Raw genomic sequence first — 24,821 nt, forward strand, 5'->3', positions numbered from 1 at the left:
CTCCTTATTTACCGCTCAGGGTATTGTGAATGACGTCCAGCCAGCCCGGCACGCCGAGGCTGAAGGACTCGAGGACTTTCATGTCGAAGCCGCGGAAGAAGCCGCTCAGCACGAACAGCAGCACGATCACCGCCATCATGATCTTGGTGATCTTGTTCCAGCCGCTCTCTTCCACGCCTTTGCCGATCAGGATGCCCAGCACCAGGCCCGGTACGGCGTTGCCCATGATCAGCTGCGCCAGGCCGCCGAAGATGGTGCCCCAGAAGCCGGAACGGCGCCCGGCGTCGATCGCCGCCAGCCAGAAGATCACCGGCATCACGGTGTTCACCAGCAGGTTGGCCGCCGGTACCAGCACCTTGATCGCCGTCACCTGCAGCGCGGCGGGCACTGCGGAGGCGGTGGTATTGAGGAAGGCCACCACCAGCATGCCGATAATGCCGCAGGCGATAGCCATTTTTTTCGGATCGTGCAGCGTTTGCGCCAGATTGCGGTTCTTGACCATCAGCGCCGCCGCCCCCCAGTGCGGGATGATGCGGTGATCAACGTCCTGCGTGAAGGCGCCGGCCGCCACGGAAGACGCCCAGGCGTTGAAGAAGAAGCCCAGGCCGAACGAGAAGTGAGAAGCCGGATCGCCTTCGCAGGAATTCAGCTCGCCCAGGGTGCGGAACGCCCCCATGCCCTGAGTGGTCGGGGCGTGGAACATGCGCGCGGCGCCGGCCCCTACGCCGACCCCCACCAGGCCGCCTATAATAAGCGACTTAAATAAGATGATTAAAAACATCAGTATACCCTTTCATTTATGCTAACGTTTTTATTTCGCGACGAAGACAACCTTTTCTGTATTGATGATTGTCACGTTCACGGTTATTTCCAGAGAAACGGCATAACTTTTTCTTTCACGCGGCAAAAAGAAGAAAAGAAATTTCTCTTTAGTTATTTTCTCTTCCGCTTTCAATACGCTGACGTCCTGCGGCTCGATACGCAGCAGAATATTGTTGGTGGATTTTAATACCGCTCCCTGCACATTAGCCAAAGCGGAAGCAAAAGCTTTCGCTTTGCTGTCGCCTTTACCCTCCACCTTTACCGATGTGGTGTATTGCTCTTTCATTATGGATTGCCATGTTTTTTGATGTAGGCTTCAACCAGCTTCTGGCCCAGCTCTTCTTTATCCATAAAGCCGAAGCCCAGCACGTTACAGCCTTCGTTAATTGCCGTTACGCCTTCTTCAATCGAGCGCATGCCGTATTTCGCCTTGTAACCGTATTTGGTCTGCGCGGTAATAGCGCCTGCGCCGCCGCTGCCGCAAAAAGAGATGCCCAGCTGCGCGTTTTCCGCTTTCATCACGTCGCCCAGCTTCATGTCCGCCGCGACGCCAGGGATGACAATCGCTTTTCCACCTGCATTTTCAATGCCCTGACCCACTTTCTGGCCCTTGCCCAAACGATCGCCGATCACTACGGTAATTTGACCCATGGTATTTTCTCCTGATTAAAATATTCGTTAAGCGCTTTGGTTATTATCTTTCGCCACTTCAAAGTGCACCGACAACAAATAGGCTTCTTCGATAGGCAAGGTATTAAATTGATTTACCACCCGCTCCGCCATTTGCATTGATTCGGCGGAGATTTCGTCAAACAGAGACTTATCCACTTCCGGCAAGGGTTCCCCGGTGATTGATCGCAGCACCATGGCGCTAATATGCGACTCCAGCATCTGCTGTTGCACTTCATTGGTATAAATACCCTCCGCGTTCAGCATCGCGCCAATATCCGCCAGCACCCGCGCGGTGATTGCGCCGGCCGCGCCGATATCCGATCCTTCAGTTTCTTTTAACGAAGCAGATCCGTCATTCACTTTTCAGTACCCCTAGATCCAAGATTAATCTGTAAGCCGCAAAGCGCATCACCTGAATAACCCGCTTTCTTTGATGTCTTTACCCTAACCCCGGGGAGATTTTCTGTGTAGACCGTTTTTTTCCAGTTCGAAGTGGAAATCGCATGACGCTCAGGGATCCATTTCGCAAAATGCGTTGCTTGCCGATAAGTTAATTAGATTACAAAAAGATAGCCCGGTGAACGGTTTCCCTTTCGGCCCGCGGCGCTGAAAAGCTTCGTGATCGGGATCTCTTTCTTTTCACGCCCTAACAGCCTACTATCAACAAGACAAACCGACATTACCCACACCCCCGCTCCTCTGGCGCGGGGGTGTTGCTTTTGTGTTGTTTTTCCGAATTTATGGGCGCGCAGGCTGGCGCCCTTTGATTTGACTGGAGAGTGGAATGACCAAACCAACCATTACTGTTAATGAGCTGGATGCGGAACGCCTGGATGCGCTATTGGAACAACCGGCCTTTGCCAATACCGACGTCGCCGCTGCGCTGAACGACGAACTGGATCGCGCCGAAATCTTGCCGCCGGAGAAGATCCCGGCCAACGTGGTGACCATGAACAGCCGCGTGCGTTTTCGTGATTTGCACACCGCAGAAGAACACGTGCGCACGCTGGTCTACCCGGCCTCGCTGAAAGACAGCCATGAACAGCTTTCGGTGATGGCGCCGCTGGGCGCTGCGCTGCTGGGCATGCACGTCGGCAAGCAGATCACCTGGCAGTTGCCGAACGGCGAAGAAGCGCGGATTGAAGTGCTGGAATTGCTGTACCAGCCGGAAGCGGCCGGTGAATACCACCGCTAAGCGGTTACCAGGGCGGCATCAGGCCGCCCTTTCTGTCTCTACAGGCTGATGGTTATCAGCACCAGGATCAGCAGCAGCACGTAAATTCTGGCGTGCAGCACATCATTCACCTTCGGCAGCCAGGTTTTGGCAAACAGGATGCCGGCAATGCCGGCCACCACCAGCAGACCGAGAATGCTCAGGTTGACGTAACCGAGATACTGCGGCCCCGTCATGACATTCCATCCCAGCGCCACGTACATCAACGCGCCGATCACCGCGACCGGAATCGACAGCGGATTGGCCGCGCTGACGCAGTGCTTCATCTCATAACCATGCCGGCGCAGCAGCGGCACGGTCATCACGCTGCCCCCCACGCCCAGCAGGGTGGCGATCGCCCCTATCAGCGGCCCGCCGACGAACAGCGTGGCGGGGGAAAGCTCGGCGCGCGCCGGCTTGACCAAAAAGCCGCGCCGGAACAGGCAGTCGGCAATGGTCACGACCATATAGACGACAAACAGCAGCCGGATCGCGCTATCCGCCAGCAGGCTGGCGGCGAAGGCGCCCAGCGCCGCCCCGACGCCGATAAAAAAAATCAGCGGCACTATGGTCTCGCGCAGCAGGTTGCCGCTGCGCCAGTTGGTCAGGGTGGCGTAGCTCGCGTTGAGGATCATCACCGCCGTCGACGTCGCCACCGCGATGTGCATCGCCTGGCCAGGCTGTTCGCCCGAAGCGGAGATCAGATGATAGACAAAGGGCACCACCACAAAACCGCCGCCAAAGCCGAACAAAATAGTGGTGATGCCGGTAATGAAACCGGCACCGAGTACGATCAGGATTTCAATCATGGCTATGCGCCCGAATGAAATCGTCAAAGCCCGCGCAGAACTGGCCGGCCAGCGGATGGAACCGATCGCCGACGAACAGCGCCAGGTACTGCTGGCGAACGGCGTCGTGGTCAATCAGCACAATCCCGGCCTGCTCCGCCTGCGCCAGCGTTTGCGCATCCGGGAACCCCCAGTAGCGGTAGCTGCCCTGCCGTTCGACGGCCATCGCGTCCCGCAGCTCCACCCGCATCAGCTGGCGCGCCAGAAAACCGCCGGCCTTCACCCCCAGCAACATCATGTTTTCCAGGAACGACAGCTCGTGGCGCAGCTCGGACGGCAAGCGGGCGATCACCGGGCCGGCGTCCCAGTTTTCGTCCATCTCATGCAGCGTCAGCGCACAGTTTTTCTCGCCGTTCATCATGGCGCGGAATAGCGTCATCACCCCGCGATACTGCGGCAAATCGCCCGGATGCAGGTTCCACAGCAGCTTGCCGCGCTGGCTGAAGGCGCGCACGTAATCGCTGGAAAACTTCTGATAGCAACGCAGTGAAATTACCGCGTCCATATTGCCCAGGCTGCTGATAAAGGCGGCGTCGTTGATATCGGTGATGCGGTGCGCCTTCACCCCGGCGGCGGCCAGACACTCCAGCGGCGCCTGATAGGCGCCCTGACAGGCGCCGGCGTTTCTGCTGATGAACGGAAACACGAAGTCATTCAGCACTTCGCGCTCATACAGGCTCAGTTGGCGGATGGCCGCTTCCTGCGTGCGGCCGGCGGCTTTCGCCAATGGGAAATAAACCGTGAAGGCGCATTCCTTATTTAAGGCGCCAATCACATCCTGGCAGGCTAGCCAGGAAAAAATATCATTTCCGACAAACAGCGCTACGTTCTTCATACTTCCGCCTTCTTTGCATTGAATATACTGTTATTGAAAACTATCTTGCTGATATCCCGAGTGATGGATTCCATCGCCGAGGTATAAAACAGGTCGCCCTTGGCCGGTGCGCCAAGCGAATAAAGATGCTGTTCATTACCCCGCTTGTCCGCTATTTTCAGCGTGAAAGGATCGCACTTCACGCCGCCGAAAATATTTTCCTGCGCCAGACCTTCCTGCAGCAGCTTGTTATTTAAACCGCTGGGCTGCAGTTGATAAGAAGGGGCAGTACAATTCAGTAAATAACGGGTTTTCACCACCGCACTGTGGCAAAGGGTATTAAAGCCTTCACTTCCTTTCTCTATATTCACCACGCCGCCGAAGGCGCGCAGGCGCTGGCTTTCCAACGCCGCGATAATCTTGCGGGCGTTGATTAACGGCATGGCGTGCCGGTTGCGCATCCAGGATGAGTTATAAAAGCGCATAAACACCTGCCGATTATTTTCGTCCATTTTCACCCAGCCCTCGCAAACCTCCGGGTGGATCGCCGCCAGATAGCTGCAGATATGTTCCCGGGCGAAACGCGCCCGATCGAGGCTGGCGGCGAGATCCTGATAGCAATCCACCCCGGAGCCAATCGCCGACAGCACCGCCAGCCGCTCCGGCCCCGGATAATGCTGCTCCAACGCGTCATTGATCGCATGGACCAACTGATGCGCATCGATATAGTCATGACCCGCGATAAAGCGGCTCAGGAGCCGTTTGAATTCCGGCGGCGGCGGGCGCATCAGCGCAGGCTGCACGCTGGGGAACAGCCCGGAGCGCGACAGAGCGCAAATATTGGTCGCTCCCGCGCGCTCCACCAGCTCAATAATGGCGTCTATCGCCGTCAGGCTGCAGCCGAGCACGCCGATGGCCGAGGCCGGATTGATCGCCGGCAACGCCCGGCTGGCCTGATAGGGGATCACCCCTTCCACCGGATAGAGGCATTCCGGCTCATTGTGCCCGGAGCACAGCACCACGGCGTTCATGCAATCGGTGGCGCCGCAGGCGGTGGTCAGCAGATAGCCTGCCGGATGCGGCGCAATTTCATCCACTTCGGCGGTAATAAAATTCAGCTGGACGTTGCTGTCGGCGGCCATAAAAACGGCGATGTCGCGAATGAAATCAAGGTATTCCCGGTATAGCCAGCGCGGTGGATAGCGATCTCTGCGGTACTGCGGAAAATGCATTACGATCCAATCGGCGAAATGCCCGCTGTCGAAAATATCCGCCGACATGTTTTCCGGCGTCATGTTTAATATATGGCTATCGAAATCGCTGCTGTAAGCCATGCCGCCATTGAAGCCCTGCTTGTCAAAAACCTTCAGGGAAAGCGGCTTATTGCAATTATTAACCGACTTATTCTTTATAAAGTTATAGGCGAAAGAAATACCCGCTGCTCCGCCGCCGATCACACCGATCCTATACATGAAATATCACCTTATAGTTACTGCATTAAAATAAGAACTATTGCTTCAGGTGTTGGAATAAATCGTCTTTATTCCTTATTAACTTCTTGTATTATTCAGGCGAGCAAGCTCGCCCTGCCCCGGCGTATCAACGTGAGAGGGTCAAATCATTAATAAAATACCTCGCTGCCAGGCAGCGTTATTTTTCTTCCCCGATAGTAGAGCGACCGGGCTTGGCTTGCTTTATATCAAAGGCCAACTATCATTGCGTTTCGGCCAACCTGCCAGACAGGCGGAATTATGCGCAACGTACGCATCGATGACATCGACCATGTGCCCCGTTCGGTAATCGCCATCGGCACCGATTATCCCCCGGGCCACCTGTTGCCGATGCACAGCCATCGGCGCGCCCAGCTGCTGTACGGCGCCACCGGCGTGATGCACGTCTTTACCCAACAGGGCAACTGGCTGGTGCCGCCGCAGCGGGCGGTCTGGCTGCCGCCGCTGATGCCGCACCAGGTGCGCATGGTCGGCGTCACCACCCGCAGCCTGTATATCGATCCCGCCACGCTGCCCGCCGGCCAACCGCAGGTCTGCCAGGTGGTCAGCGTAACGCCGCTGATGCGCCAACTGCTGATGGCGGCGGTAGACATGCCGCTGGAGTACGATCGCCGCGGCCGGGACGGCGCGCTGGTAACGCTGTTGCTGCATGAGCTGGCGCGCCTGCAGTCGCTGCCTTTGCATATTCCGCTGCCCGCCGATCGGCGGCTGGGCGCGCTGTGCCAAACCTTTCTGCAGCAGCCCGACGCCCATGATTCTGCGCAACATTGGGCTACGCGCCTGTATATGAGCATTCGCACTTTCAGCCGCTTCTTCCGCGCCCAGACCGGCATGTCCTTTACGCAATGGCGCCAGCGGGCCTGCGTGGTGCTGGCGTTGGCCCAGTTGGCGGAAGGGCGCAGCGTTACCCAGGTGGCGCTGGAATTGGGCTATGAAAGCAGCGCGGCGTTTTCAACCATGTTTCGCCGCGTGCTGGGGCAGGCGCCGTCCTCCTATCTGGCGGAGGGCGGCGTGGCGGATGACGGTCGGGTCCGTTCTCCGGCTTAGCGGAATTTCTTGTGGTTGGCATCGCGGGTTTGCTTGAAGCCTTGCGCCACCTGTTTGGCCTCGGCCACCTTGCCCTGATTGGCCAGAGCCAGCGACCGATCGATCTGGCCGATCAACTGGTCCAGCCCGTGGCGGAAATCTTTCATTTCAGGGCTGTCGGCGGCCTTGTCTTCCAGCTTCGGCGGGGTGCCCTGTTTGGCGTCCAGCGCGGCGGTGCGCATGTTCTGCAGGCTCTGTTTGAGGGTATCGGCGGAGTCGGTGCTCAGCACCGTTTTATAGTTGCCGGCAATGGTGTCCATATCATCGGCCAGATCGGCCGCCGCCGCCAATGCGCTGGCGCCCAGCAGCGCCAACGCCGCCAGCGCTTTCAGTGTGTTTTGCATATTCGCTCACCTTCCGGTTATTGTTTTATTTAACTCATAGTTAACATAGGCAAGCGCGGCAAAAACCGAAACCGGAGATTTGTAAGCAAGGTTAAGAAGCGGCCGGGCGAACGCCGGCCGCACGGGAGGATTACTGGCCGGCGATCTTCATTTCCGGCAACAGCACCGAACCGCATTGGATGTTGCTGCGGGTTTCGATATCGCTGCCGACGCTGACGATATTACGCAGCATGTCTTTCAGGTTGCCGGCGATGGTGATCTCGCTAACCGGGTATTGGATCTCGCCATTTTCTACCCAGAAACCGGCGGCGCCGCGCGAGTAATCGCCGGTGACGCCGCTGACGCCCTGGCCCATCAACTCGGTCACCACCAACCCGGTGCCCAGTTGCTTCAGCATGCCGGCAAAGTCGGCGCCCTGCCCTTTGATCCGCCAGTTATGGATGCCGCCGGCGTGGCCGGTGCTGTGCAGGCCCAGCTTGCGCGCCGAATAGCTGGTCATCAGCCAGGTTTGCAGTACGCCGTCCTTGACGATGTCGCGCCGTTGGGTACGCACGCCTTCGCTGTCGAACGGCGTGGAAGCCAGCCCTTTCAGCAGGTGCGGATGTTCTTCGACGGTCAGCCAGTCCGGCAGGATCTGTTTGCCGAGCGAGTCCAGCAGGAAGGTGGATTTGCGGTATACGCTGCTGCCGCTGATAGCGCCCACCAGATGGCCGAACAGCCCGGTGGCCACTTCCGACGCGAACAGCACCGGCGCCTTCATGGTCGACAGTTTGCGCGGCGCCAGGCGCGCCAGCGTGCGGCGGGCGCACTCCTGCCCTACCCACTCCGGGCTCTGCAGGTCGCCCATCGCACGGCCGATGGTATAGGCGTAATCGCGCTCCATATCGCCGTCATGCTCGGCGATCACGCAGCTGGACAGCGAGTGGCGGCTGGAGCAGTAGCTCTGCAGCATGCCGTGGCTGTTGCCGAACACCTTGATGCCGTAGTGGCTGTTAAAGCTGCCGCCTTCGGTATTGGTGATGCGTTTGTCCGCCGCCAGCGAAGCCTGCTCGGCGCGCGCCGCCAGCTCGATGCCGCGTTCGGCGTCCAGCTCGGCCGGGTGAAACAGGTCCAGATCCGGCGCGTCGAAGGCCAGCAGATCTTTTTCCGCCGGGCCGGCGTTGGGATCCGGTGAGGTGTAGCGAGCGATATCCAGCGCCGCCTGCACCGTGCGGGCGATGGCGTCCGGGCTAAGATCGGTGGAGGAAGCGCTGCCCTTACGCTGCTGATGGTAGACGGTAATGCCCAACGCGCCGTCGCTGTTGAACTCAACGTTTTCCACCTCGCCAAAACGGGTGCTGACGCTGATGCCGGTGGATTTGGTAACGGCGACTTCTGCCGCATCGGAACCGGCGCGCGCCAGTTCCAGAGCCTGTGAAACGGCCTGTTCCAGCGCCTTGCGCTGTTCTGCAACTTGAGTGACTACTTTCATCAATCTGCCATAATTAATCAGAAAATCGTTGAGAAAAGTGCCGTGGCGGCGTGGTTGCGCGCGGAGTCACGCGCAAAAATCATGAGATTTATACTTTCGAGTCTAACAGGAACCGCGTTGAATTTCGCATAAAGCCGGCAACCTGTTAGGATTAGCCTCTTTTTAACGGAGCCTACCATGAACAAACAGCCTGAAGACTGGCTCGACGATGTCCCGGAGAATGAAAACGAGGACGATGACGAGATTATCTGGGTCAGTAAAAGTGAGATTAAACGTGATGCCGAAGCGCTGAAAGACCTGGGGGCCGAACTGGTCGATCTGGGCAAAAACGCGCTGGAACGCATTCCGCTGGACGAAGATCTGCGCACCGCCATCGAACTGGCGCAGAAGATTAAAAAAGAAGGCCGCCGCCGCCAGCTGCAGCTGATTGGCAAAATGCTGCGCGCCCGCGACGTAGAGCCGATCCAAACCGCGCTCGACAAGCTGAAAAACCGCCACAACCAACAGGTTTCGCTGTTCCACAAGCTGGAAGCGCTGCGTGACCGCCTGGTGGAAGAAGGCGACGATGCGATCCCGTCTGTCCTGGATCTGTATCCGGAAGCCGATCGCCAGCAGCTGCGCGCGCTGGTGCGCAACGCGCAGAAAGAGAAGGCCGCCAACAAGCCGCCCAAAGCTTACCGCCAAATCTTCCAGTACCTGCGCGATCTGGCCGAGACGGCCGAATGATCGCCGCCGTCACCCAGGGATGAACCTGTTTCATCCCCGGTGATGCGCTACTTCACCGCCGCTTTCGTGAATGTTGAAACGCAGGCTGCCGTCCAGCTCTTCCTCCGCCTCTTCAAACAGCAGGATAATCGCGCCGAAGCGACGCTTGCTGCGTGCGTTGAGGTGGGTGAACTCAATCTCCACCGGCAGGCCTATGTCGCCGGTCACCACGTCCCACAGCGCATCCAGATTGGCGCCAAACTCCTCGCCCAGCGCAAACTTGTGCGCAAAGTCGCGGTAGAAGGTCGGTACATCATGGATCTGCTCAAAATCGAACTCTACTTTTGCCATCAAGTTCACTCCACCCGAATGAAGTTTTTATAATGGTCACGCGTGACGAAAATCAGGCCGTCGCTGGAGTACAGCAGCCGATCGGCGCCCCGCCGGCCGCAGCGATAGTCGATGTCCGCCTCGCGCCATACCCGCTTGCCGGCGCTGGGCAACTGCCCTTCACGGTTGGAGAACCGATCGCCGCCAATCGCCTTGCCCGGCAGCACCGAGCACAGATTGCCGTCGCGCGGATCCCACCCCTGCTCCCGCGCCTGCTTCTTGGTGATGTAATAGTCCGGCAGCCGCTGATGCTGCTGCAGGTAGCTGACCACCGTCTGCTGCTGAGTCAGCCGGTCTATGCTCTGTTTTTGCTCCTGCGCCGCCGGTGGCGCGTTGACGCTAATCGCCCGATCGGTGCCGCGCAGCGCGCTGAATCCGGCTATCACAACGGCGATAACGATCGCCACGAGAATCCGCTTGTTCATTGCTTTCCCTGAATTATCGCCGACAGAAGCGCAGCAGCGCCCCTATGCTAGTTAGGTATATAGATGAAAAGGATGAAACAAAGATGACTGGCGCGTAACGTTTTCGCTGCAGGGATCCGGAGCGCCGGAACCTTTGTCACCCATTCATGCTAATCATGCCATTTTCCAGCGGTTCTGGCACTCGGAGTATCCCTGAAAACGGCCCGATAATGGCGGCCGTTTTCAGCGCCGGATACCGATCCCAGTATAGTCGCGGACGGCGCCGCGTGAGGGGAACGGGGGGTTAGCGCATCAATCGATCAATGCGTGGCGGTAGCGGTGCAACATATCGGCCAGGCGTTTGACCGGCCCGGTGACGCCGAGCGGCGCCTGGTTGTCCACCAGCTTCTGCTGATATTCGTTCATTTCGCTCAGCAAGCGGTCGTAGTAGTAGGCGCGTTTAACCTCGTTCTTCGCCGAAACCACGTGGTCGGCGGTATTGCGGATCTGGCGGTGGAACGCCGACAGCTCTTCGCTGGCCGGGATCTCCGCCCGCTGCATGCGCTGGTGCGCGATGATCAGGTTCAGCGCCAGCCGGTATTTGGCGATGTCGTTCGGGAACATCATCAACAGCTGATTAAGCTGCTGGTACAGCGCCGGCAAATGGTTCTGCCGACGGCGCACCGCCTTGGTGGTCAACGCCGAAACCGCGCTGCTGACGAACTGGTTGAGCAAGGTGCGGCCGGTACGTTCACGCGAGTTGTCGCGGATCAACAGCAGCACCATCAGCCCGACGCAGCTGCCGAGGAACTGGCCCAGAGCCCCATCAAGGAACTGGGTGACGTTGAACTCCATCGGGTTGCTCAACACCAGGATATTGATGGTCCCCGCCAGCAGGCCCAGCGAGCCAAGCCGCCGCTTTTGCACCTCAATGCCGATGAAAAACGCCAGCAGGCCGAGACTGAGGCACAGCAGCAGAATGCTCTGCTGGGTGGCCGGCAGGATCACCATAAAGAACAGCGAGCCGACCGGGATCGCCGCCAGCATGCCCAGCACGAAGTCCATCGCCACCATGCGCGGCGCCGGGGTACGCATCGCCAACGAGGTGATTACCGCGATGATCACCATAAAACCGCTGCCGGAGGTCCAGCCGGTCCACAGCCACAACAGGCAGCCGACCGTGGTCGCCACAAAGGTGCGCAGGCCGTTGATCATCGCGTGGTGGCCTTCCGCCGAGGTCGGTTTAACCACCGCTTCGCCGCTCAGCACGTCTTCTTCCACCGAGCTGATGCTGCTGTTGGTGTGCACGCCCTTCGACAGCAGCAGGTAACGCGTCGCCGCGCCGACCCAGCCGGTCACGGTGGTCAGCGTTTCGTCGGTGCGGTTGGTGGTCAGCACCTGGCGCAGCAGCTTCATGCGCTTGTGGATCTCCTGCGGCGTTTCCGCCGGTACCATCAGCAGTTCGCGGACGTTGTCCTTCACCGCGTCCGGGTGGTTCAGCAGGATCAAATAGGTTTCGCAGGCCTGGGTAATCAGCGTCAGCGACAGGGTATGCAATGCCCGCACCCGGCGGTTGACCTTCTGCCAGCGCGAGGACTCCATCATCAGGTTGCTGCGCATGCCGTTGAGCGCGGTGGTGCTCTTCACCAGGTTGCTCCAGGCGCGGTCGATGTCTTCTTTATCCGCGTTGCTGATGCACATCTGCATCAGCCGGTATTGATCCACCAGCAGCTGATCCACCGCCCGATCGATATCCTGTTTGATCGAACGCGGCGAGAACAGCAGGTCCGCCAGTACGGCGCTGACGATGCCCAGCACAATTTCGCTGCAGCGCTCGATGGCGAACTGCGGCGCCTCCATCAGGTGGGCTTCGCTGGTGGCGACGGTGACGACGATGATCAGCGCGGTATAGCCGGCCAACCCCCAGGCGTAGGAGTTTTCAACCTTGATCAGGGAAGACAGCCAGGTGCAGAAACCGGCCCAAATGCAGCACAGCAGCAGCATCACCACCGGCGCGCGCGCGGTGGTGACGATAATAATCAGGCCGACGAAGCAGCCGATAAAGGTACCGATGATGCGCAGCCAGCCGCGGTGGCGGATGGCGCCGGAGAAGGGCTCGCCGCCGGCGGCGAAGGCCGGGCCGGCGGCGACGATGGCGGCGGTCATCGCCGACCAGCGCGGGGTTTCCAGGTTCAGATGGAAACCGACAAACAGCGCAAACACAATCGCGAAGCTGAGCTTGAAGGCAAACCTCAGCCGGATAAAGGTTGGGCTATTCATTAACCGAACTCACGCAGCCGATGCATCAAGCGCACGAAGGGTGAGCCGCTGTCGGCGTTGCGGTCGCTTTTACCGGTAATGACCACGGTGGCGGTAGTGCCGGCCGGGTACGGATGCTGCTGATCCTTGTCATCCAGCAGGATTTTAACCGGCACGCGCTGCGCCAGACGCACCCACTCCAGGTTGCTGTCGATCGACGCCAGCCCTTTGCTGTTGACGGTGCTGCTGCTGTTGTTCACCGCCGCCGCCACGCTGTCGACGGTGCCGTGCATGATGCGGTTGCTGCCCAACGGGGTGATCTCCACGCGATCGCCCTTGTTCAGGCCGTTCAGCTTGGTTTCTTCCAGGTAGGCCAGGATGTAGAAGGTATTTTTCTTCACCAGCGCCACGGCAACGGAGCCGCGGGTGATGTATTCGCCGGCATGGACGTTCAGGTTGGTGACCCAGCCGTCTGCCGGCGCCCGCACCGTGGTGCGCTCCAGATCCAGCTGCGCCAGCTCACGCGCCGCCACCGCTTTCGCCTGCTGGTGCAGCACGGTTTGCAGCGAGTTGTTCGACTGGTCAATTTCTTCTTGCGACATCGCCTGCACGCCCAGACGCACGCGGCGGCCGGCTTCACGTTTTTTCTCCGCCGCCAGCGTCTGGTAATAGGCCACGTCGGCGGTGGCTTCCGCCAGCGCCTGCTCATAGCGCGGCCGGTCGACCACGAACAGCACCTGGCCCTTTTTCACCAACTGGTTATCCACCACCGGCACCTCGGTCAGCAGGCCGCTGACGTCCGGCGCGATCGCCACCACGTCGGCGGTAAATTTGGCGTCACGCGTCCAGGGCGACTCCGTGTAAAACACCCAGGCCTTGAAAATGGCGACGATCGCCAACAGCACGAGAATCAAAGTGATCGCGATTCGGGTTATTTTTATTGAAAAATTTTTCACAGCGACCTCAAACAAAAAGACATGAAATCAGATAAAACAGACAGCAATACAGCGCGGAATTGAACAGCGCCGGATGCCAGACAAAATCGTAAATCCCGGTGGGTTGCAGCAGGCGACGCAGTAAAAAGAACAGCGCCAGCGAGACCAACAGCTCAAAAAACACCGGCGGAAACGACAGTCCGAAGATGACCATAACCGGAAGCAAACTCATCACTTTTTCCTTATTATTCACTGCGCCGGGGGACAACCTTTCTTCTCATTCACATTCTCTTTACATTTTAGCGGACGCGCACCACAAATCTCAGCCAGGCAGGCCAGGAACCTGAAAAAAGGTTAAACTCTGGGGCATATATCCGCGGCAGGGACTGCGAGGGAGCCGGAAGGATCGGCCAGAATGGCGTTGCCGATCGATCGCGCGCGTTGGTAAGGTCTTTCCACCCGACCACGTTATATTAGCGTGCTTACTATCAACTCATCAACAATCTGTGATCTAAATCACTTTTAAGCCAGAGTGAACAATGGAAAGATTAAAACGGATGTCAGTATTCGCCAAAGTGGTTGAGTTCGGGTCGTTTACCGCGGCCGCGCGCCAGCTGGACATGAGCGTTTCATCGATCAGCCAGACGGTGTCGAAACTGGAAAATGAGCTGCAGGTCAAGCTGCTCAACCGCAGCACGCGCAGCATCGGCCTGACCGAAGCCGGCAAAATATACTATCAGGGCTGCCGCCGCATGCTGCAGGAAGTGAGCGAGGTGCACGAACAGCTGTTCGCGTTCAACAATACGCCCACCGGCACGCTGCGCATCGGCAGCTCCTCCACCATGGCGCAGAACGTGCTGGCGAACATGACCGCCGAGATGCTGAAAGAGTACCCCGGCCTGACGGTGAATCTGGTGACCGGCATCCCGGCGCCGGATCTGATCGCCGACGGGCTGGATCTGGTGATCCGCACCGGCGAGCTGCGCGATTCCAGCCTGTTCTCCCGCCGCTTAGGCTCAATGCCGATGGTGGTGTGCGCCGCCAAAAGTTACCTCAGCCAGCACGGCACGCCGCTAAAACCCAGCGACATGGTTAACTTTTCCTGGCTGGAATACAGCGTGCGCCCCGACAGTGAGTTTGAACTGATCGCACCGGAAGGCATCACCACGCGCATCTCGCCACAGGGGCGCTTCGTCACCAACGATTCCCAGACCATGATCCGCTGGCTGAAGAACGGCGCCGGCATCGCCTACGCTCCGCTGATGTGGGTGATCGAAGAGATCAAACGCGGCGAGATCGAGATCCTGTTCAAAAGCTACCACTCTGATCCGCGGCCGATCTACGCGCTCTATACCGAAAAGGACAAGCTGCCGCTGAAGGTGCAGGTGTGCATCAACTACCTGACCGAGTATTTTGAACGCGTCGCGGCCGTTTACCAGGGCTACCGCTGAGCGCCGGCCGGCTCGCCACACTGCGGGCAAAAACGGCTGCCCGGCGCCAGCGGCGTGGCGCACTGGCGGCAAGCGGCGGCCTGCGCATCGAACGGCTGGCCGCAACGGTGACAATAGCGCGCGCCCGGCAGGTTTGGCGCCTGACACTGCGGGCATTGCGGCCCCTGGCCGCCCTGTTGGTTATAGCGGTTGCCGTGATGCCCGCGGCCGTGCCCCGACGGCTGATGCCCCCCGCCAAAACCGCCTTTGCCCAATAACTTTTTCAACATGCTCATCGCCCTGCTCCTCTGCGTTACGCGAGGTTTTACTGTAAACCCTGGAGCAAACTCCAGGGTAAAGCATAGCGCGACAGATTTACGTTTAATTACACCGAAAAATCGGCAAGACCTTGATGCCGTTAGCAAAAGCACCATCGGCATTACCCTGCTACGCTGCGCTGCGTTATGCTGCGCGAACCTCTCCCTGCATCAGGAATAAAAATGAAAAAAATCATACTGGACTGCGACCCGGGGCATGACGACGCCATCGCGCTGCTGCTGGCCTGGGGCAACCCGGACATCGAGCTGTTGGCGGTCACCACGGTGGTGGGCAACCAAACGCTGGACAAAGTGACCCGCAACGCGCTGGCGGTGGCGCGCATCGCCGATATCACCGGCGTGCCCTTCGCCGCCGGTTGCCCGCGCCCGCTGGTGCGCAATATTGAAGTGGCGCCCGATATCCACGGCGATTCCGGCCTGGACGGCCCGCAGCTGCCGGAACCCCACCTGCAGTTGGATCCGCGCCACGCGGTCGATCTGATCATCGATACCCTGATGGCGCATCCGCCGGGCACGGTGACGCTGGTGCCGACCGGCGGCCTGACCAACATCGCCATGGCGGTGCGTAAAGAACCGCGCATTGCCGAACGGGTGAAGGAAGTGGTGCTGATGGGCGGCGGCTATCACGTGGGCAACTGGAGCGCGGTGGCGGAATTCAATATCAAGATCGATCCCGAAGCGGCGCATATCGTGTTCAACGAGAAATGGCCGCTGACCATGGTAGGGCTGGATCTCACCCACCAGGCGCTGGCCACGCCGGCGGTATGCGATCGCATCGCCGCCATCGGCACCGGGCCGGCCAAATTCGTCGGCGAGCTGCTGGCGTTTTTCGGCAAGATGTATCAGCAGGCGCAGGGCTTCAGTTCCCCGCCGGTGCATGACCCCTGCGCGGTGGCCTACGTCATTAACCCCGGGGTGATGACGGTGCGCAAGGCGCCGGTGGATATCGAGCTGACCGGTACCCTGACGCTGGGCATGACGGTGGCGGATTTCCGCGCGCCGCCGCCGCCGGGCTGCCATACGCAGGTGGCGGTGAAGCTGGATCAGGAGACGTTCTGGGATTTGGTGGTGGACGCATTGGAAAGGATTGGCGAGGTGAACTGAAAGCCGTTAACCGGCTAGCGGGCCGCAAGGGTGCGTTAGCCGGAATAGATAAAAACAGACAAAGAAAATTCTTAATAAAATAAGGTATGATTAAAATTAAAATAATTATTCCTATAAAATAGGCAAGCAGCAGAGATAATATCTCAACTATTTAAGCAGTGTGCCCCCTCGTCGCTTCCCAAGGAAATTCTTAAAAATAGGCGTTCAACGCCCCCGACGCGCGCCCATGGCGGATGTACCCCCTTCTGAAACGCCGACTCAAAAAAGCAAAACATACTGATTTTTAAAGGAATTAAACAACACCCGTAATAAGTTGACTGCGGCATAACCAGTTTGCGAAAATAAAGCCTCTGTAATTAATAATCGCCGCGGCCGCCAACAGGATATTCCTCTCACCGAACGTTTCGGTATCCTAAGATAAAGAGCCGGGGATATTAATAGTAAAGCGCGCCTCCTTCGCCATAAATATCTGGCGAGATTAACACTGTAAAACACCTGGTTTAAAACCAAAATAAAACGACGGGAAATAACCATAATATGTTCTCAGCCAAATACACTTTCACACGGCAGTTTTCCGCATGAACAGCAAATCCGCTTTGGGGGCGGTCGCGTTGTCCCTGCTTCTGGTCTGGATGCTCGCCATCTTACCGATCTATCAGCCCAATATGGGCGGTGTCGGCCTGGCGTTGCCGCAGAATATCTTCGCATGGGGCGCAATGGCGCTGCTGACGCTGATCGTTTCCCTGGCCCTCTGCGCCGGACGCTGGCCTGTGGTCACCACCCCGACGGCACGCCTGCTGTTCATCGGCATGGTGGTGCTGGCGCTACCGCTGCTCTACACCCGCCCGGAGTGGCGTGAGGCCGCCTTATGGCGCTGCGCCGGCTTGCTGGGCGGTTGGCTATTCTATCTGGCCTGTCTGCAGCTCAGGCCGAGCTCCCGACAGCGCTCACTGCTGCTGCATGGACTACTTTGCGCCGTCGCCATACAGGCGCTGCTGGCGTTTCTGCAGCTGTTTGCCCCGACGCTTGCCTGGGTAGCGCCTGACGGTGGCCGGGTGTACGGCATCTTTCAGCAGCCGAACGTGTTCGCCAACTTTATCGCCACCGGGTTGGCGCTGACGCTGCTGCTATTACTGTCGCCGACCTATGCATTAGCGGGGGGTGAACGCCGGCGGCGGGCGCTGCTGTTGGCGCTGGCAACCGGCTTTTCCGCATTGCTGGTGCTGATCCAATCGCGCGCCGGATGGCTGGGCGGGGCGTTGGCAGCGGCATTGCTGCTGTGGCGCTTTGGCCGCTGCCGGCCCGGAAACACCCGCCTGGCCTGCGGCGCGCTGCTGCTGGGCGTTGCCATCGGCCTCGTCGTGGTGTTGAGCGGTTTCGGCCTCAGCGAAAGAACGGGCCTGCTCAACCGCAGCGATTCCAACGGCGCACGCCTGGCCATGTTGCACGACGTCGGCGCCATGATTTTGGCCAAGCCGCTGTCGGGCTGGGGATATGGCGGTTTTGAATACAGCTTCCTGCATTTTCGTCTGGATGAAATGCCCTGGCGTGAGGTGTGGGAAGTCGCCAGCCATCCGCATAATGAAATCCTACTGTGGTGGGTAGAGGGCGGCCTGCCGGCCCTGGCGGGCATCGTCCTGATCCTGGCCGCCGGCGCGCTGCTACTGCGCCAGGCCTGGCGCAGGGATCGCCAAGAATCGACCGGCGACAGGATCGGGCTGTTTTTGGTGCTGCTGCCAATATTGCTGCACACCCAGCTGGAATATCCTTTTTATCTGTCCGCCCCTCACTGGCTGGTATTCCTGCTGCTGTTGGCGCTGCTGGATGGCCAAACCGGCGCGCAGCGCCCGCTGCCGGCCGCCAAAGCGTTGGCCGTTCCGGTTGCCGCGTTAGCGGCCGGCGCCCTGGTGATGCTGAGCTTCGCCTGGGTTGGCGGCCTGGCGTTAACTCAGGCGGAGCGCACCATGCTGGTCAATATCGACAGTATTGAAGCCCTGCCCGAACCGGCCGCCTGGATCCACCGGGAACGCAAGACCTTTGACGAACAGTCGCACGCGCTGCTGGTTTATAACCAAACTCAGGATGAGGGATTGCTGACCAGCCACCGCCAGTGGGCGGACGCTTATCTGCAGCGACGCATCGACGCCAACGTCTACGCCACGCTCATTATGATACTGCGCCATCAGGGTGCAAACGCGGAGGCCGACGCCCGCCTGCGCGAAGCCGCCTTTTTCTTTCCGCGGGATCCGCGTTTCAGGTAGGAACATCGACTCCCACAGCTGACTGGGTGTAGCAGGGGCCGGCTTCCGGCCCCTGTGAGGTTTACGCCGTGCCGCCGACGGTCAGGGTATCCAGCTTCAGCGTCGGCTGGCCGACGCCCACCGGCAGGCTCTGCCCTTCCTTGCCGCAAACGCCCACGCCCTTGTCCAGCGCCAAATCGTTGCCGACCATCGAGATCTGCTGCATCGCCTCGATGCCGGAGCCGATCAGGGTGGCGCCTTTCACCGGCTTGGTGATGCGGCCGTTCTCGATCAGATAGGCTTCGGTGGTGGAGAACACGAACTTGCCGGAGGTGATGTCCACCTGCCCGCCGCCAAAGTTCGGCGCATACAGGCCATATTCGACGCTGGCGATGATCTCTTCCGGCGTCGATTTGCCCGCCAGCATGTAAGTGTTGGTCATGCGCGGCATCGGCAGATGCGCATAGGATTCGCGGCGGCCGTTGCCGGTCGGCGCTACGCCCATCAGGCGCGCATTGAGCTTGTCCTGCATATAGCCTTTCAGCACGCCATTTTCGATCAACAGGTTGTACTGGCCCGGCACGCCCTCGTCGTCGATGGCCAGCGAACCACGGCGCCCCTGCAGGGTGCCGTCGTCCACCACGGTGCACAGTTCGGAAGCCACCAGCTGCCCCATCTGGCCGCTGAACACCGAGGTGCCGCGCCGGTTGAAATCGCCTTCCAGGCCGTGGCCCACCGCTTCGTGCAGCAGCACGCCCGGCCAGCCTGCGCCCAGCACTACCGGCATGTTGCCGGCCGGCGCCGCCACGGCGGTCAGATTGACCAGCGCCATGCGCACCGCTTCTTTGGCGTAGGCGTCGGCGCGCACTTCGCCCTCGACGCTTTCCAGGAAGTAGTCATAACCGAAACGGCCGCCGCCGCCGCTGGAGCCGCGTTCACGCTTGCCGTCCTGCTCCACCAGCACGCTGACGGAAAGGCGCACCAGCGGGCGCACGTCCGCCGCCAGGGTGCCGTCGGTCGCCGCCACCAGCACCTGCTCGTAAACCCCGGTGATGCTGGCGTTCACTTCCTGCACCCGCTTATCGGCGGCGCGCGCCGCCTGGTCAACCCGATGCAACAGGGCGATTTTCTCTTCGCGCGGCAGGCTCTGCAGCGGATCGAGCAGCGGATACAGCGCCTGATGGCGGATTTCACCCAGGGTGTGCGCCCGGCCGTTGCCGCTGTCGCGCACGATGCTGCGCGCCGCCTGCGCGCTCTGCTGCAGCGCGTTCAGGGTGATCTGATCGGCATAGGCGAAGCCGGTTTTCTCGCCGCTGACGGCGCGCACCCCGACGCCCTGATCGATGTTGTAAGAGCCATCCTTGATGATGCCGTCTTCAATCACCCAGGCCTCATGGTAGCTGGACTGAAAATAGAGGTCGGCGTAATCGAGGCGGCGTTCTGCCAGCTGACCCAGTACGTTGTACAGGTCTTGATGACTCAGCTTATTCGCAGCGAGTAACTGCTCACTGACAAACGTCAGGCTCATAATTTTTTCACTCTTTATTGGAGGATTTTTGGTCAGACGGCGCCGTCAGCGACGTCTGGAATCGGTTGTGCTGCAGCACCGGCATCTGCTCGCGAATGTTTTCCAGGCCGGCGGTGTCCACGCGCACCTTCAGCGCCGCCACCGCGTCGGCGTTTTCGGCCAACACCTTGCCCCAGCCGTCGACAGCCAGCGTGTGGCCCCAGGTGCGGCGCGTCGGCCCGTGGCGGCCCACCTGCGCCGGCGCCAGGATCATGCACTGGTTTTCGATCGCTCTGGCACGCAGCAGGATCTCCCAGTGCGCTTCGCCGGTAACCCGGGTAAAGGCCGCCGGCACCGAGATAAGCTCGGCACCCTGCGCCCGCAGCGCCTGGAACAGCGCCGGGAAGCGTAAATCGTAGCATATCGTCATGCCCAGACGCCCAACCGGCGTGTCTACCACCGTCAGGTGCCGGCCGTGCTGGTAGGTGTCAGACTCGCGATAATGGCCGTGGCTGTCCCTGATGTCGACGTCGAACATGTGCAGCTTGTCGTAGCGCGCACGGATCTCGCCCCGGTCGTCGAACAGCAGGCTGCTGGTGGTGATAAGCTGCGGGTTCTCGCGGCTGACCAGCGGCATCGAACCGATCAGCAACCATATGCCGTAGCGGCGCGCCAGTTCACGCACCGCGTTCTGCAGCGGGCCATCGCCCTGCGTTTCGGCGTGCTCGCGATAAGCGGCGGAATTGGCGAACAGCAGCGCGTTCTCCGGCGTCATGACCAGTTTTACGCCGGCATTAAGCTGCTTGATCTGCTGCTCTATCTGGGCCAGGTTATCGCGCACCCGATCGCCACTGCACAACTGCAACAACGCAACGTTAGCATTCCTCATGACGCTTTATCCTCCTTTGGCTTACGCAGCACCTCGTTGATCTTCGGCTGGTCCAAATCGCCGCTGATATGGTAGCGGATCAGGGAAATCTTGTTCCATAGCGGCCCCAATACCTGCGAAGCGGCAAACACCGCCGCACCGACGATCGGGTTGATGACAAACGCCGTGGCCACGCCGACGGTGGCCGAAATTTCCGGCGCCACCACCGCTTCCATATCGATCCGGCGGCGCGCCAGGTCGATTTGGCCACTCATGGCGATATCCGCCGCCAATCCGTCAACCAACAGGTTATCGGTATGCATTATGCCATCTTTCAGCCACGCGGTGCTGCGGATGGAGTCAAAGTAAAAACCTTTGCCGAAGGTGTCGCTGAAATCGAACTGCAGCTTGCGCAGCAGCGCGTCGAAACTCACCAGGCGCAGCAACTGCCCGGCCCGGCCGCCGCCGATGCTGTCGATCTCCCCCTTGCCCATCTTGATCTGCAGCGCACCGCTGAGCGTGTTCACCTGCGGCTGCCAGGGCTGGCCGCGCCAGTACAAATCGAAATCCACATCATAAGGCGCGCCCTTCAGCGGCGTGGTAATGCCGAAGAAGGCGGCGGTTTCGTCGATTTTGGCACCCAGCAGCTTGCCCTTCAGCGAGCTGCGTTCTTCCTGCGCATTCTGCTTCCACAGGCCGCTGGCAGTCATGCGCCCTTTGCCGGTGTCGACCAGCCCGTGATCCAGCGTCAGGGTATCTCCGCGGTTGGTCAGGTCGGCCTCGACCTTGCCGAGGTTCTGCCCCAATACCCAGCACGACGCACAGCGCAACATCAGCGAAGGCCAGTCGCGGAATGAAATTTTCTCCGCCGGGGCCTGCGGCACGGCCTCCGCCTGCGGGCTTTTGCCGCTCGCAAACTGCGGGTTGTAATAAAGATACTTGATATCGGCGCGCCACGGCCCGCGATCCGCCACCCGCAGGCTGCCGTCCACTTCATCGCCCTTGGCGCTCACCAGCGTGCCGCCGAGCTGATTCTCGGCCGACAGCGTCAGCTTATGCCAGGCCTGCCCGCCCAACAGCAACTGCGGCGTGTTCAGCGCCACCTTGGTCGGGAAGCTGAAGCCGCCCATTTGGCCGGAGCTGCCGCCCTGTTTCAGCGCCGGCGCCAGCAGCGCCAGCCACTTTTCGCCGTCCAGCGGCGGCAGGTTGAGGGTTAGCGATTTGCTGGACGGCAGCGGCGGCGTGCCGCTTCCGGCGGTTTGCCATGCGGCGCGCGCCAACGTCACCTGCTTTTTGGCAAACAGCCATTCACTGTTGAAATGATTTTGCTTGCCCGCGCTGCCGGTCAGCATAAAGCCGTTCAACCCGCCGGTGACCTTGACGCTCAGCGGCAGCGCTTCACCGGCCGGTTTATCCAGCGGCGGTGGTAAGTGACTGCTCACTCTCTTGAGATCCGCGTTGATGCCGATATCATAGCTGGCCGAGCCCTGATGCGGCAGCACAATGGCGACCTGGCTCTGCCATGGGGCGCTGCCGCCAAGCTGGGCAGCGACCTCTTGCGGCAGGCCCGGGAATTTGGCCGGCTGCCAGTCCGCTTTCAGACCCACGTTGACCTTGTAGTCGCTGGCGCCTTCCTGCGTAGTGAAATTGACCGCCACCGGCTGCCCGAACCAGTGAGCAGACAAGGCGTCGCTCTCCAGATTGCCGTTGTCGAAGCGGAATTTGCCGCTCAGCTTTTGCAGCTCACTGCCGATAGGTTTAACCAACAGTGAATTGTTGTTTAACGCCACTTCACCGGTGGCGCGCACCTGCTCGCCGTCCAGCGGGATATTCAGGTGTAAGCGCCCACTTACGTTACCGCCAATCTGCAGCTCATCCAGCGCAGCCCCCAGCGAATCCCGCAGCGGCGTCTGTTGGAAATAGTCGTGAATGTCGCCGCCGGCGCCCGCCACCTCGGCATCGACCAGCAACCGCTCCTTCAGGTAGTCCGGGATCACCGCGCTGACGTTTTTGCCATCGACCTTGCCCAACCGGGCCTGCGGCGCATGCATCCACAGCCCTTCATTGGCGAAATCGAGGTCGATAGCCAGATCGGTCAGCGCCGGCCAACCCGGTTGGAACTGGAATGTGGAATGGCGCAACGGAACGAATACCTCAAACTGGCCCTCCTTCTTGCGGTACGGGAAGTGCTGCGGATCGCCGGCATAGATCAGAGTGGCGTTATCCACCTGCCCGCCCTGAATGGCGCCACTGAGGTAATCCACCAGGTGCTTGCCCATCAGCGGTTCGGGGAAGTAGCGCCAGGCGTCTGCGCCGTCATACAGGCGGATGCCCGCCAGAATGCTCAGCCAGGGATCGCCCTTGGCCGGCTGGCGGTAGCGGAAATCGCCGTTGACCCACAGCGATTTGGCTTTAACGTCCAATCCCTTGCTCGCCAGTTCCCAACCCTGATCGTTGTAATTCCAGGTCAGCGCACCCCGTGCGCTGCTGATTTCCAGCGGCGCGCGGAACATCTCGCCGTAGGGCAGCGTGCTGTTATTCAGGCCCAGCGTCAGGCGGCCGTCTTCCACGCCGCCGCTCAGCGCGCCGGAGAAGTGGTCGACGCCCGGCAGCAGCTTCCAGCGCTGCCAGCTGACGTCGCGCCACAGCGCCTGGAAACGGGTCTTTTCCGGCTGCTTCAGCGGGATATCCAGCGCCAGCGCCGCCAGTTGCCCCTGCGGCCGCAGGTCACTCCAGCGATCCAGCACTTCCGGGCTGAGGAACGAGAAGGTCGGCAACAGCGCCGAAAGCCGCTCAAGCTGAATGTCGGTCGCCCGCACTCGCAGCTCTTCATTCTGGCCCGGCCCCATAAATTCGGTATTTTCCGGCAACCACAGCGCGGAAATCGCTCCCTGCGGCCAGGCCTGGCCGTCGGTGCTCAGCCGCAGCTGGGGTACGTCAATCTGCCAACCGGTCCCCTGCCGCTGCATCGACAGCGCCAGATCGTCCACGTCCAACCGATGTTGCCCAGCGCCGGTGCCCCAGTTGGCCGCACCTTGTTTCAGCAGCGCATGGCCGCCGGCAATCTCGCCGTTTTGGATCTGCAGCCAGGCCGCCAGGCTGAAATCGGCGTTTTCCAGCCCGGTGTTGGCGCGCAACCAGCGGGTAAACCAGGGCTTCAGGTCGATATTGTCGGCCTGCAGGTACACCGTGCCGGTGTTCAATAATCCCTGGTTATCGCGCAGGTCCATACGCAGCTGCACCACGCCGTGTTGGCCGTTAAGCGTCGACAGGCTAATTTGCCCTTCGGCGCGGTGGCGGTCACGGCTGTTGAGCCAGGTTAGCTGCGGGATTTCGAATTCGGCGCGTGCGCCGGCGGGCGTCAGGAACGAGATGCGGCTGTCGCGCAGGTCAAAATGGTCGAGCTGGTACAGCATCAAATCGCTGACCTTCCCCGGTTCGAGGGTGCTGCCTTTATGGTCTTCGCTGACGAGCGTGGTGTTCAGATCGAGCTGGAATTGGTAAAAGGTGAGATCGCGAAACTGCCAGCGCCAGTGCAGCAGCGATTGCCACACGTCCAGCGCCAGCGTCACGCGTTCAATATGCAGGTTGCTCTTCGGCAACGTGGCGCGCACGTTGCGCATTTCCAACGTTGGGCCGAAGGTTTCCCAGCGCCCTTGCATGAAATCGACCTGCACCGGCACGCCGGAGAGGCTCTCCACCTTCGCCAGCAGCTGGGGACGGTAGTCGTTCAGTTTAGGCAGCACCAGGCGCAGCCCGCTGATCAGCAACGCCACAACGACAATCAAAGTGGCGCCCGTTGCTAACAGAATCCCAGGCAGTCGCCTCACGCAGTTCTCCTTGCTTCCGCTGCCTGGCAA

General features: G+C 60.1%; 25 protein-coding genes. 7 read left to right on the top strand and 18 right to left on the bottom strand.

Annotated elements, in window-relative coordinates:
* Positions 1-4 precede the first annotated feature (4 nt).
* Genes KHA73_RS21185 through KHA73_RS21200 form a run of 4 tightly spaced genes read right to left on the bottom strand, consistent with a single transcriptional unit; the run spans position 5 to position 1,809 of the window.
* On the bottom strand, positions 5-781 hold the full coding sequence (locus KHA73_RS21185; protein WP_234586484.1) for a DUF4311 domain-containing protein: 777 nt from the start codon (positions 779-781) through the stop codon (positions 5-7).
* Between the two features lie 30 nt (positions 782-811).
* A complete protein-coding gene (locus KHA73_RS21190) occupies positions 812-1,108 on the bottom strand; it encodes a DUF4312 family protein (protein WP_234586486.1) in 297 nt (98 codons plus the stop codon).
* Positions 1,108-1,473: a glycine-rich SFCGS family protein gene (locus KHA73_RS21195; RefSeq protein WP_234586487.1), complete on the bottom strand. Its 366-nt coding sequence runs from the start codon at positions 1,471-1,473 to the stop codon at positions 1,108-1,110. The genes KHA73_RS21190 and KHA73_RS21195 overlap by 1 nt, the downstream gene beginning before the upstream one ends.
* Before the next feature lie 27 nt (positions 1,474-1,500).
* Positions 1,501-1,809, bottom strand: a complete 309-nt coding sequence (locus tag KHA73_RS21200) for a glycine dehydrogenase (RefSeq protein ID WP_380739411.1) — start codon at positions 1,807-1,809, stop codon at positions 1,501-1,503.
* A gap of 469 nt (positions 1,810-2,278) precedes the next feature.
* On the opposite strand from KHA73_RS21200, the gene rnk reads away from it, so the two are divergent.
* Complete coding sequence (gene rnk / locus KHA73_RS21205) at positions 2,279-2,689, top strand: nucleoside diphosphate kinase regulator (protein ID WP_234586490.1); 411 nt, start codon at positions 2,279-2,281, stop codon at positions 2,687-2,689.
* Positions 2,690-2,727: 38 nt separating this feature from the next.
* Here the strand turns inward: rnk and KHA73_RS21210 are convergent, their stop codons facing one another.
* From KHA73_RS21210 to KHA73_RS21220, 3 genes are read right to left on the bottom strand one after another with little or no spacing between them, the layout of a single operon-like run.
* Positions 2,728-3,516, bottom strand: coding sequence for a sulfite exporter TauE/SafE family protein (locus KHA73_RS21210; RefSeq protein ID WP_234586492.1), 789 nt, complete (start codon positions 3,514-3,516; stop codon positions 2,728-2,730).
* Positions 3,509-4,390 (bottom strand): formyltransferase family protein, encoded by an 882-nt coding sequence (locus KHA73_RS21215; protein WP_234586494.1) that lies wholly within the window; start codon positions 4,388-4,390, stop codon positions 3,509-3,511. Before KHA73_RS21215 ends, KHA73_RS21210 begins: the two co-directional genes overlap by 8 nt.
* On the bottom strand, positions 4,387-5,781 hold the full coding sequence (locus tag KHA73_RS21220) for an FAD/NAD(P)-binding protein (RefSeq protein WP_234591349.1): 1,395 nt from the start codon (positions 5,779-5,781) through the stop codon (positions 4,387-4,389). Before KHA73_RS21220 ends, KHA73_RS21215 begins: the two co-directional genes overlap by 4 nt.
* Between KHA73_RS21220 and KHA73_RS21225 the strand changes: the two genes are divergently transcribed.
* Positions 5,674-5,994 carry a hypothetical protein gene (locus tag KHA73_RS21225; RefSeq protein ID WP_234591388.1) on the top strand — a complete coding sequence of 107 codons (321 nt, stop codon included), beginning with the start codon at positions 5,674-5,676 and terminating at the stop codon, positions 5,992-5,994. The genes KHA73_RS21220 and KHA73_RS21225 overlap by 108 nt on opposite strands.
* A 126-nt stretch (positions 5,995-6,120) precedes the next feature.
* Entirely contained in the window at positions 6,121-6,927 is an 807-nt protein-coding gene (locus KHA73_RS21230) for an AraC family transcriptional regulator (RefSeq protein ID WP_234586496.1), read from the top strand.
* Here the strand turns inward: KHA73_RS21230 and cybC are convergent.
* Both cybC and pmbA read right to left on the bottom strand, forming a co-directional pair.
* Complete coding sequence (gene cybC, locus KHA73_RS21235; RefSeq protein WP_234586497.1) at positions 6,924-7,310, bottom strand: cytochrome b562; 387 nt, start codon at positions 7,308-7,310, stop codon at positions 6,924-6,926. The genes KHA73_RS21230 and cybC overlap by 4 nt on opposite strands.
* A 130-nt stretch (positions 7,311-7,440) precedes the next feature.
* Complete coding sequence (pmbA, locus tag KHA73_RS21240; RefSeq protein ID WP_234586499.1) at positions 7,441-8,781, bottom strand: metalloprotease PmbA; 1,341 nt, start codon at positions 8,779-8,781, stop codon at positions 7,441-7,443.
* Positions 8,782-8,958: 177 nt separating this feature from the next.
* On the opposite strand from pmbA, the gene yjgA reads away from it, so the two are divergent.
* Positions 8,959-9,507, top strand: a complete 549-nt coding sequence (gene yjgA / locus KHA73_RS21245; protein WP_234586500.1) for a ribosome biogenesis factor YjgA — start codon at positions 8,959-8,961, stop codon at positions 9,505-9,507.
* A 30-nt stretch (positions 9,508-9,537) separates the two neighbouring features.
* On the opposite strand, the gene KHA73_RS21250 is transcribed toward yjgA, so the two are convergent.
* The 5 genes from KHA73_RS21250 to aaeX form a co-directional block, all read right to left on the bottom strand.
* Positions 9,538-9,837 carry a barstar family protein gene (locus KHA73_RS21250; protein ID WP_234586502.1) on the bottom strand — a complete coding sequence of 100 codons (300 nt, stop codon included), beginning with the start codon at positions 9,835-9,837 and terminating at the stop codon, positions 9,538-9,540.
* A gap of 5 nt (positions 9,838-9,842) precedes the next feature.
* Entirely contained in the window at positions 9,843-10,301 is a 459-nt protein-coding gene (locus tag KHA73_RS21255; RefSeq protein ID WP_234586503.1) for a ribonuclease, read from the bottom strand.
* Between the two features lie 291 nt (positions 10,302-10,592).
* The gene (aaeB, locus tag KHA73_RS21260; RefSeq protein WP_234586505.1) at positions 10,593-12,560 is read right to left on the bottom strand and encodes a p-hydroxybenzoic acid efflux pump subunit AaeB; all 1,968 of its coding nucleotides are present in this window, start codon (positions 12,558-12,560) and stop codon (positions 10,593-10,595) included.
* Positions 12,560-13,495 (bottom strand): p-hydroxybenzoic acid efflux pump subunit AaeA, encoded by a 936-nt coding sequence (gene aaeA, locus KHA73_RS21265; protein ID WP_234586507.1) that lies wholly within the window; start codon positions 13,493-13,495, stop codon positions 12,560-12,562. Before aaeA ends, aaeB begins: the two co-directional genes overlap by 1 nt.
* 7 nt (positions 13,496-13,502) lie before the next feature.
* Positions 13,503-13,706: a p-hydroxybenzoic acid efflux pump operon protein AaeX gene (gene aaeX, locus KHA73_RS21270; protein ID WP_234591351.1), complete on the bottom strand. Its 204-nt coding sequence runs from the start codon at positions 13,704-13,706 to the stop codon at positions 13,503-13,505.
* Between the two features lie 307 nt (positions 13,707-14,013).
* Here aaeX and aaeR point away from each other — a divergent pair, with 307 nt between their 5' ends.
* Complete coding sequence (gene aaeR / locus KHA73_RS21275; RefSeq protein ID WP_234586508.1) at positions 14,014-14,925, top strand: HTH-type transcriptional activator AaeR; 912 nt, start codon at positions 14,014-14,016, stop codon at positions 14,923-14,925.
* Here aaeR and KHA73_RS21280 read toward each other — a convergent pair.
* Entirely contained in the window at positions 14,916-15,200 is a 285-nt protein-coding gene (locus KHA73_RS21280) for a zinc ribbon domain-containing protein (RefSeq protein WP_234586510.1), read from the bottom strand. The two genes, aaeR and KHA73_RS21280, sit on opposite strands and share 10 nt — an antisense overlap.
* Positions 15,201-15,404: 204 nt before the next feature.
* On the opposite strand from KHA73_RS21280, the gene uriH reads away from it, so the two are divergent.
* Positions 15,405-16,346: a uridine-preferring nucleoside hydrolase UriH gene (gene uriH / locus KHA73_RS21285; protein ID WP_234586512.1), complete on the top strand. Its 942-nt coding sequence runs from the start codon at positions 15,405-15,407 to the stop codon at positions 16,344-16,346.
* Positions 16,347-16,924: 578 nt separating this feature from the next.
* The gene (locus KHA73_RS21290; RefSeq protein ID WP_234586514.1) at positions 16,925-18,607 is read left to right on the top strand and encodes an O-antigen ligase family protein; all 1,683 of its coding nucleotides are present in this window, start codon (positions 16,925-16,927) and stop codon (positions 18,605-18,607) included.
* Between the two features lie 61 nt (positions 18,608-18,668).
* Here the strand turns inward: KHA73_RS21290 and tldD are convergent, their stop codons facing one another.
* From tldD to yhdP, 3 genes are read right to left on the bottom strand one after another with little or no spacing between them, the layout of a single operon-like run.
* Positions 18,669-20,114: a metalloprotease TldD gene (gene tldD, locus KHA73_RS21295; protein WP_234586516.1), complete on the bottom strand. Its 1,446-nt coding sequence runs from the start codon at positions 20,112-20,114 to the stop codon at positions 18,669-18,671.
* A 7-nt stretch (positions 20,115-20,121) separates the two neighbouring features.
* Positions 20,122-20,982, bottom strand: a complete 861-nt coding sequence (gene nit1, locus KHA73_RS21300) for a deaminated glutathione amidase (RefSeq protein ID WP_234586518.1) — start codon at positions 20,980-20,982, stop codon at positions 20,122-20,124.
* Positions 20,979-24,791 (bottom strand): AsmA2 domain-containing protein YhdP, encoded by a 3,813-nt coding sequence (gene yhdP / locus KHA73_RS21305; RefSeq protein ID WP_234586520.1) that lies wholly within the window; start codon positions 24,789-24,791, stop codon positions 20,979-20,981. Before yhdP ends, nit1 begins: the two co-directional genes overlap by 4 nt.
* Positions 24,792-24,821: the final 30 nt, after the last annotated feature.

The sequence above is a fragment of the Serratia entomophila genome (assembly GCF_021462285.1).
Classification (GTDB): domain Bacteria; phylum Pseudomonadota; class Gammaproteobacteria; order Enterobacterales; family Enterobacteriaceae; genus Serratia; species Serratia entomophila.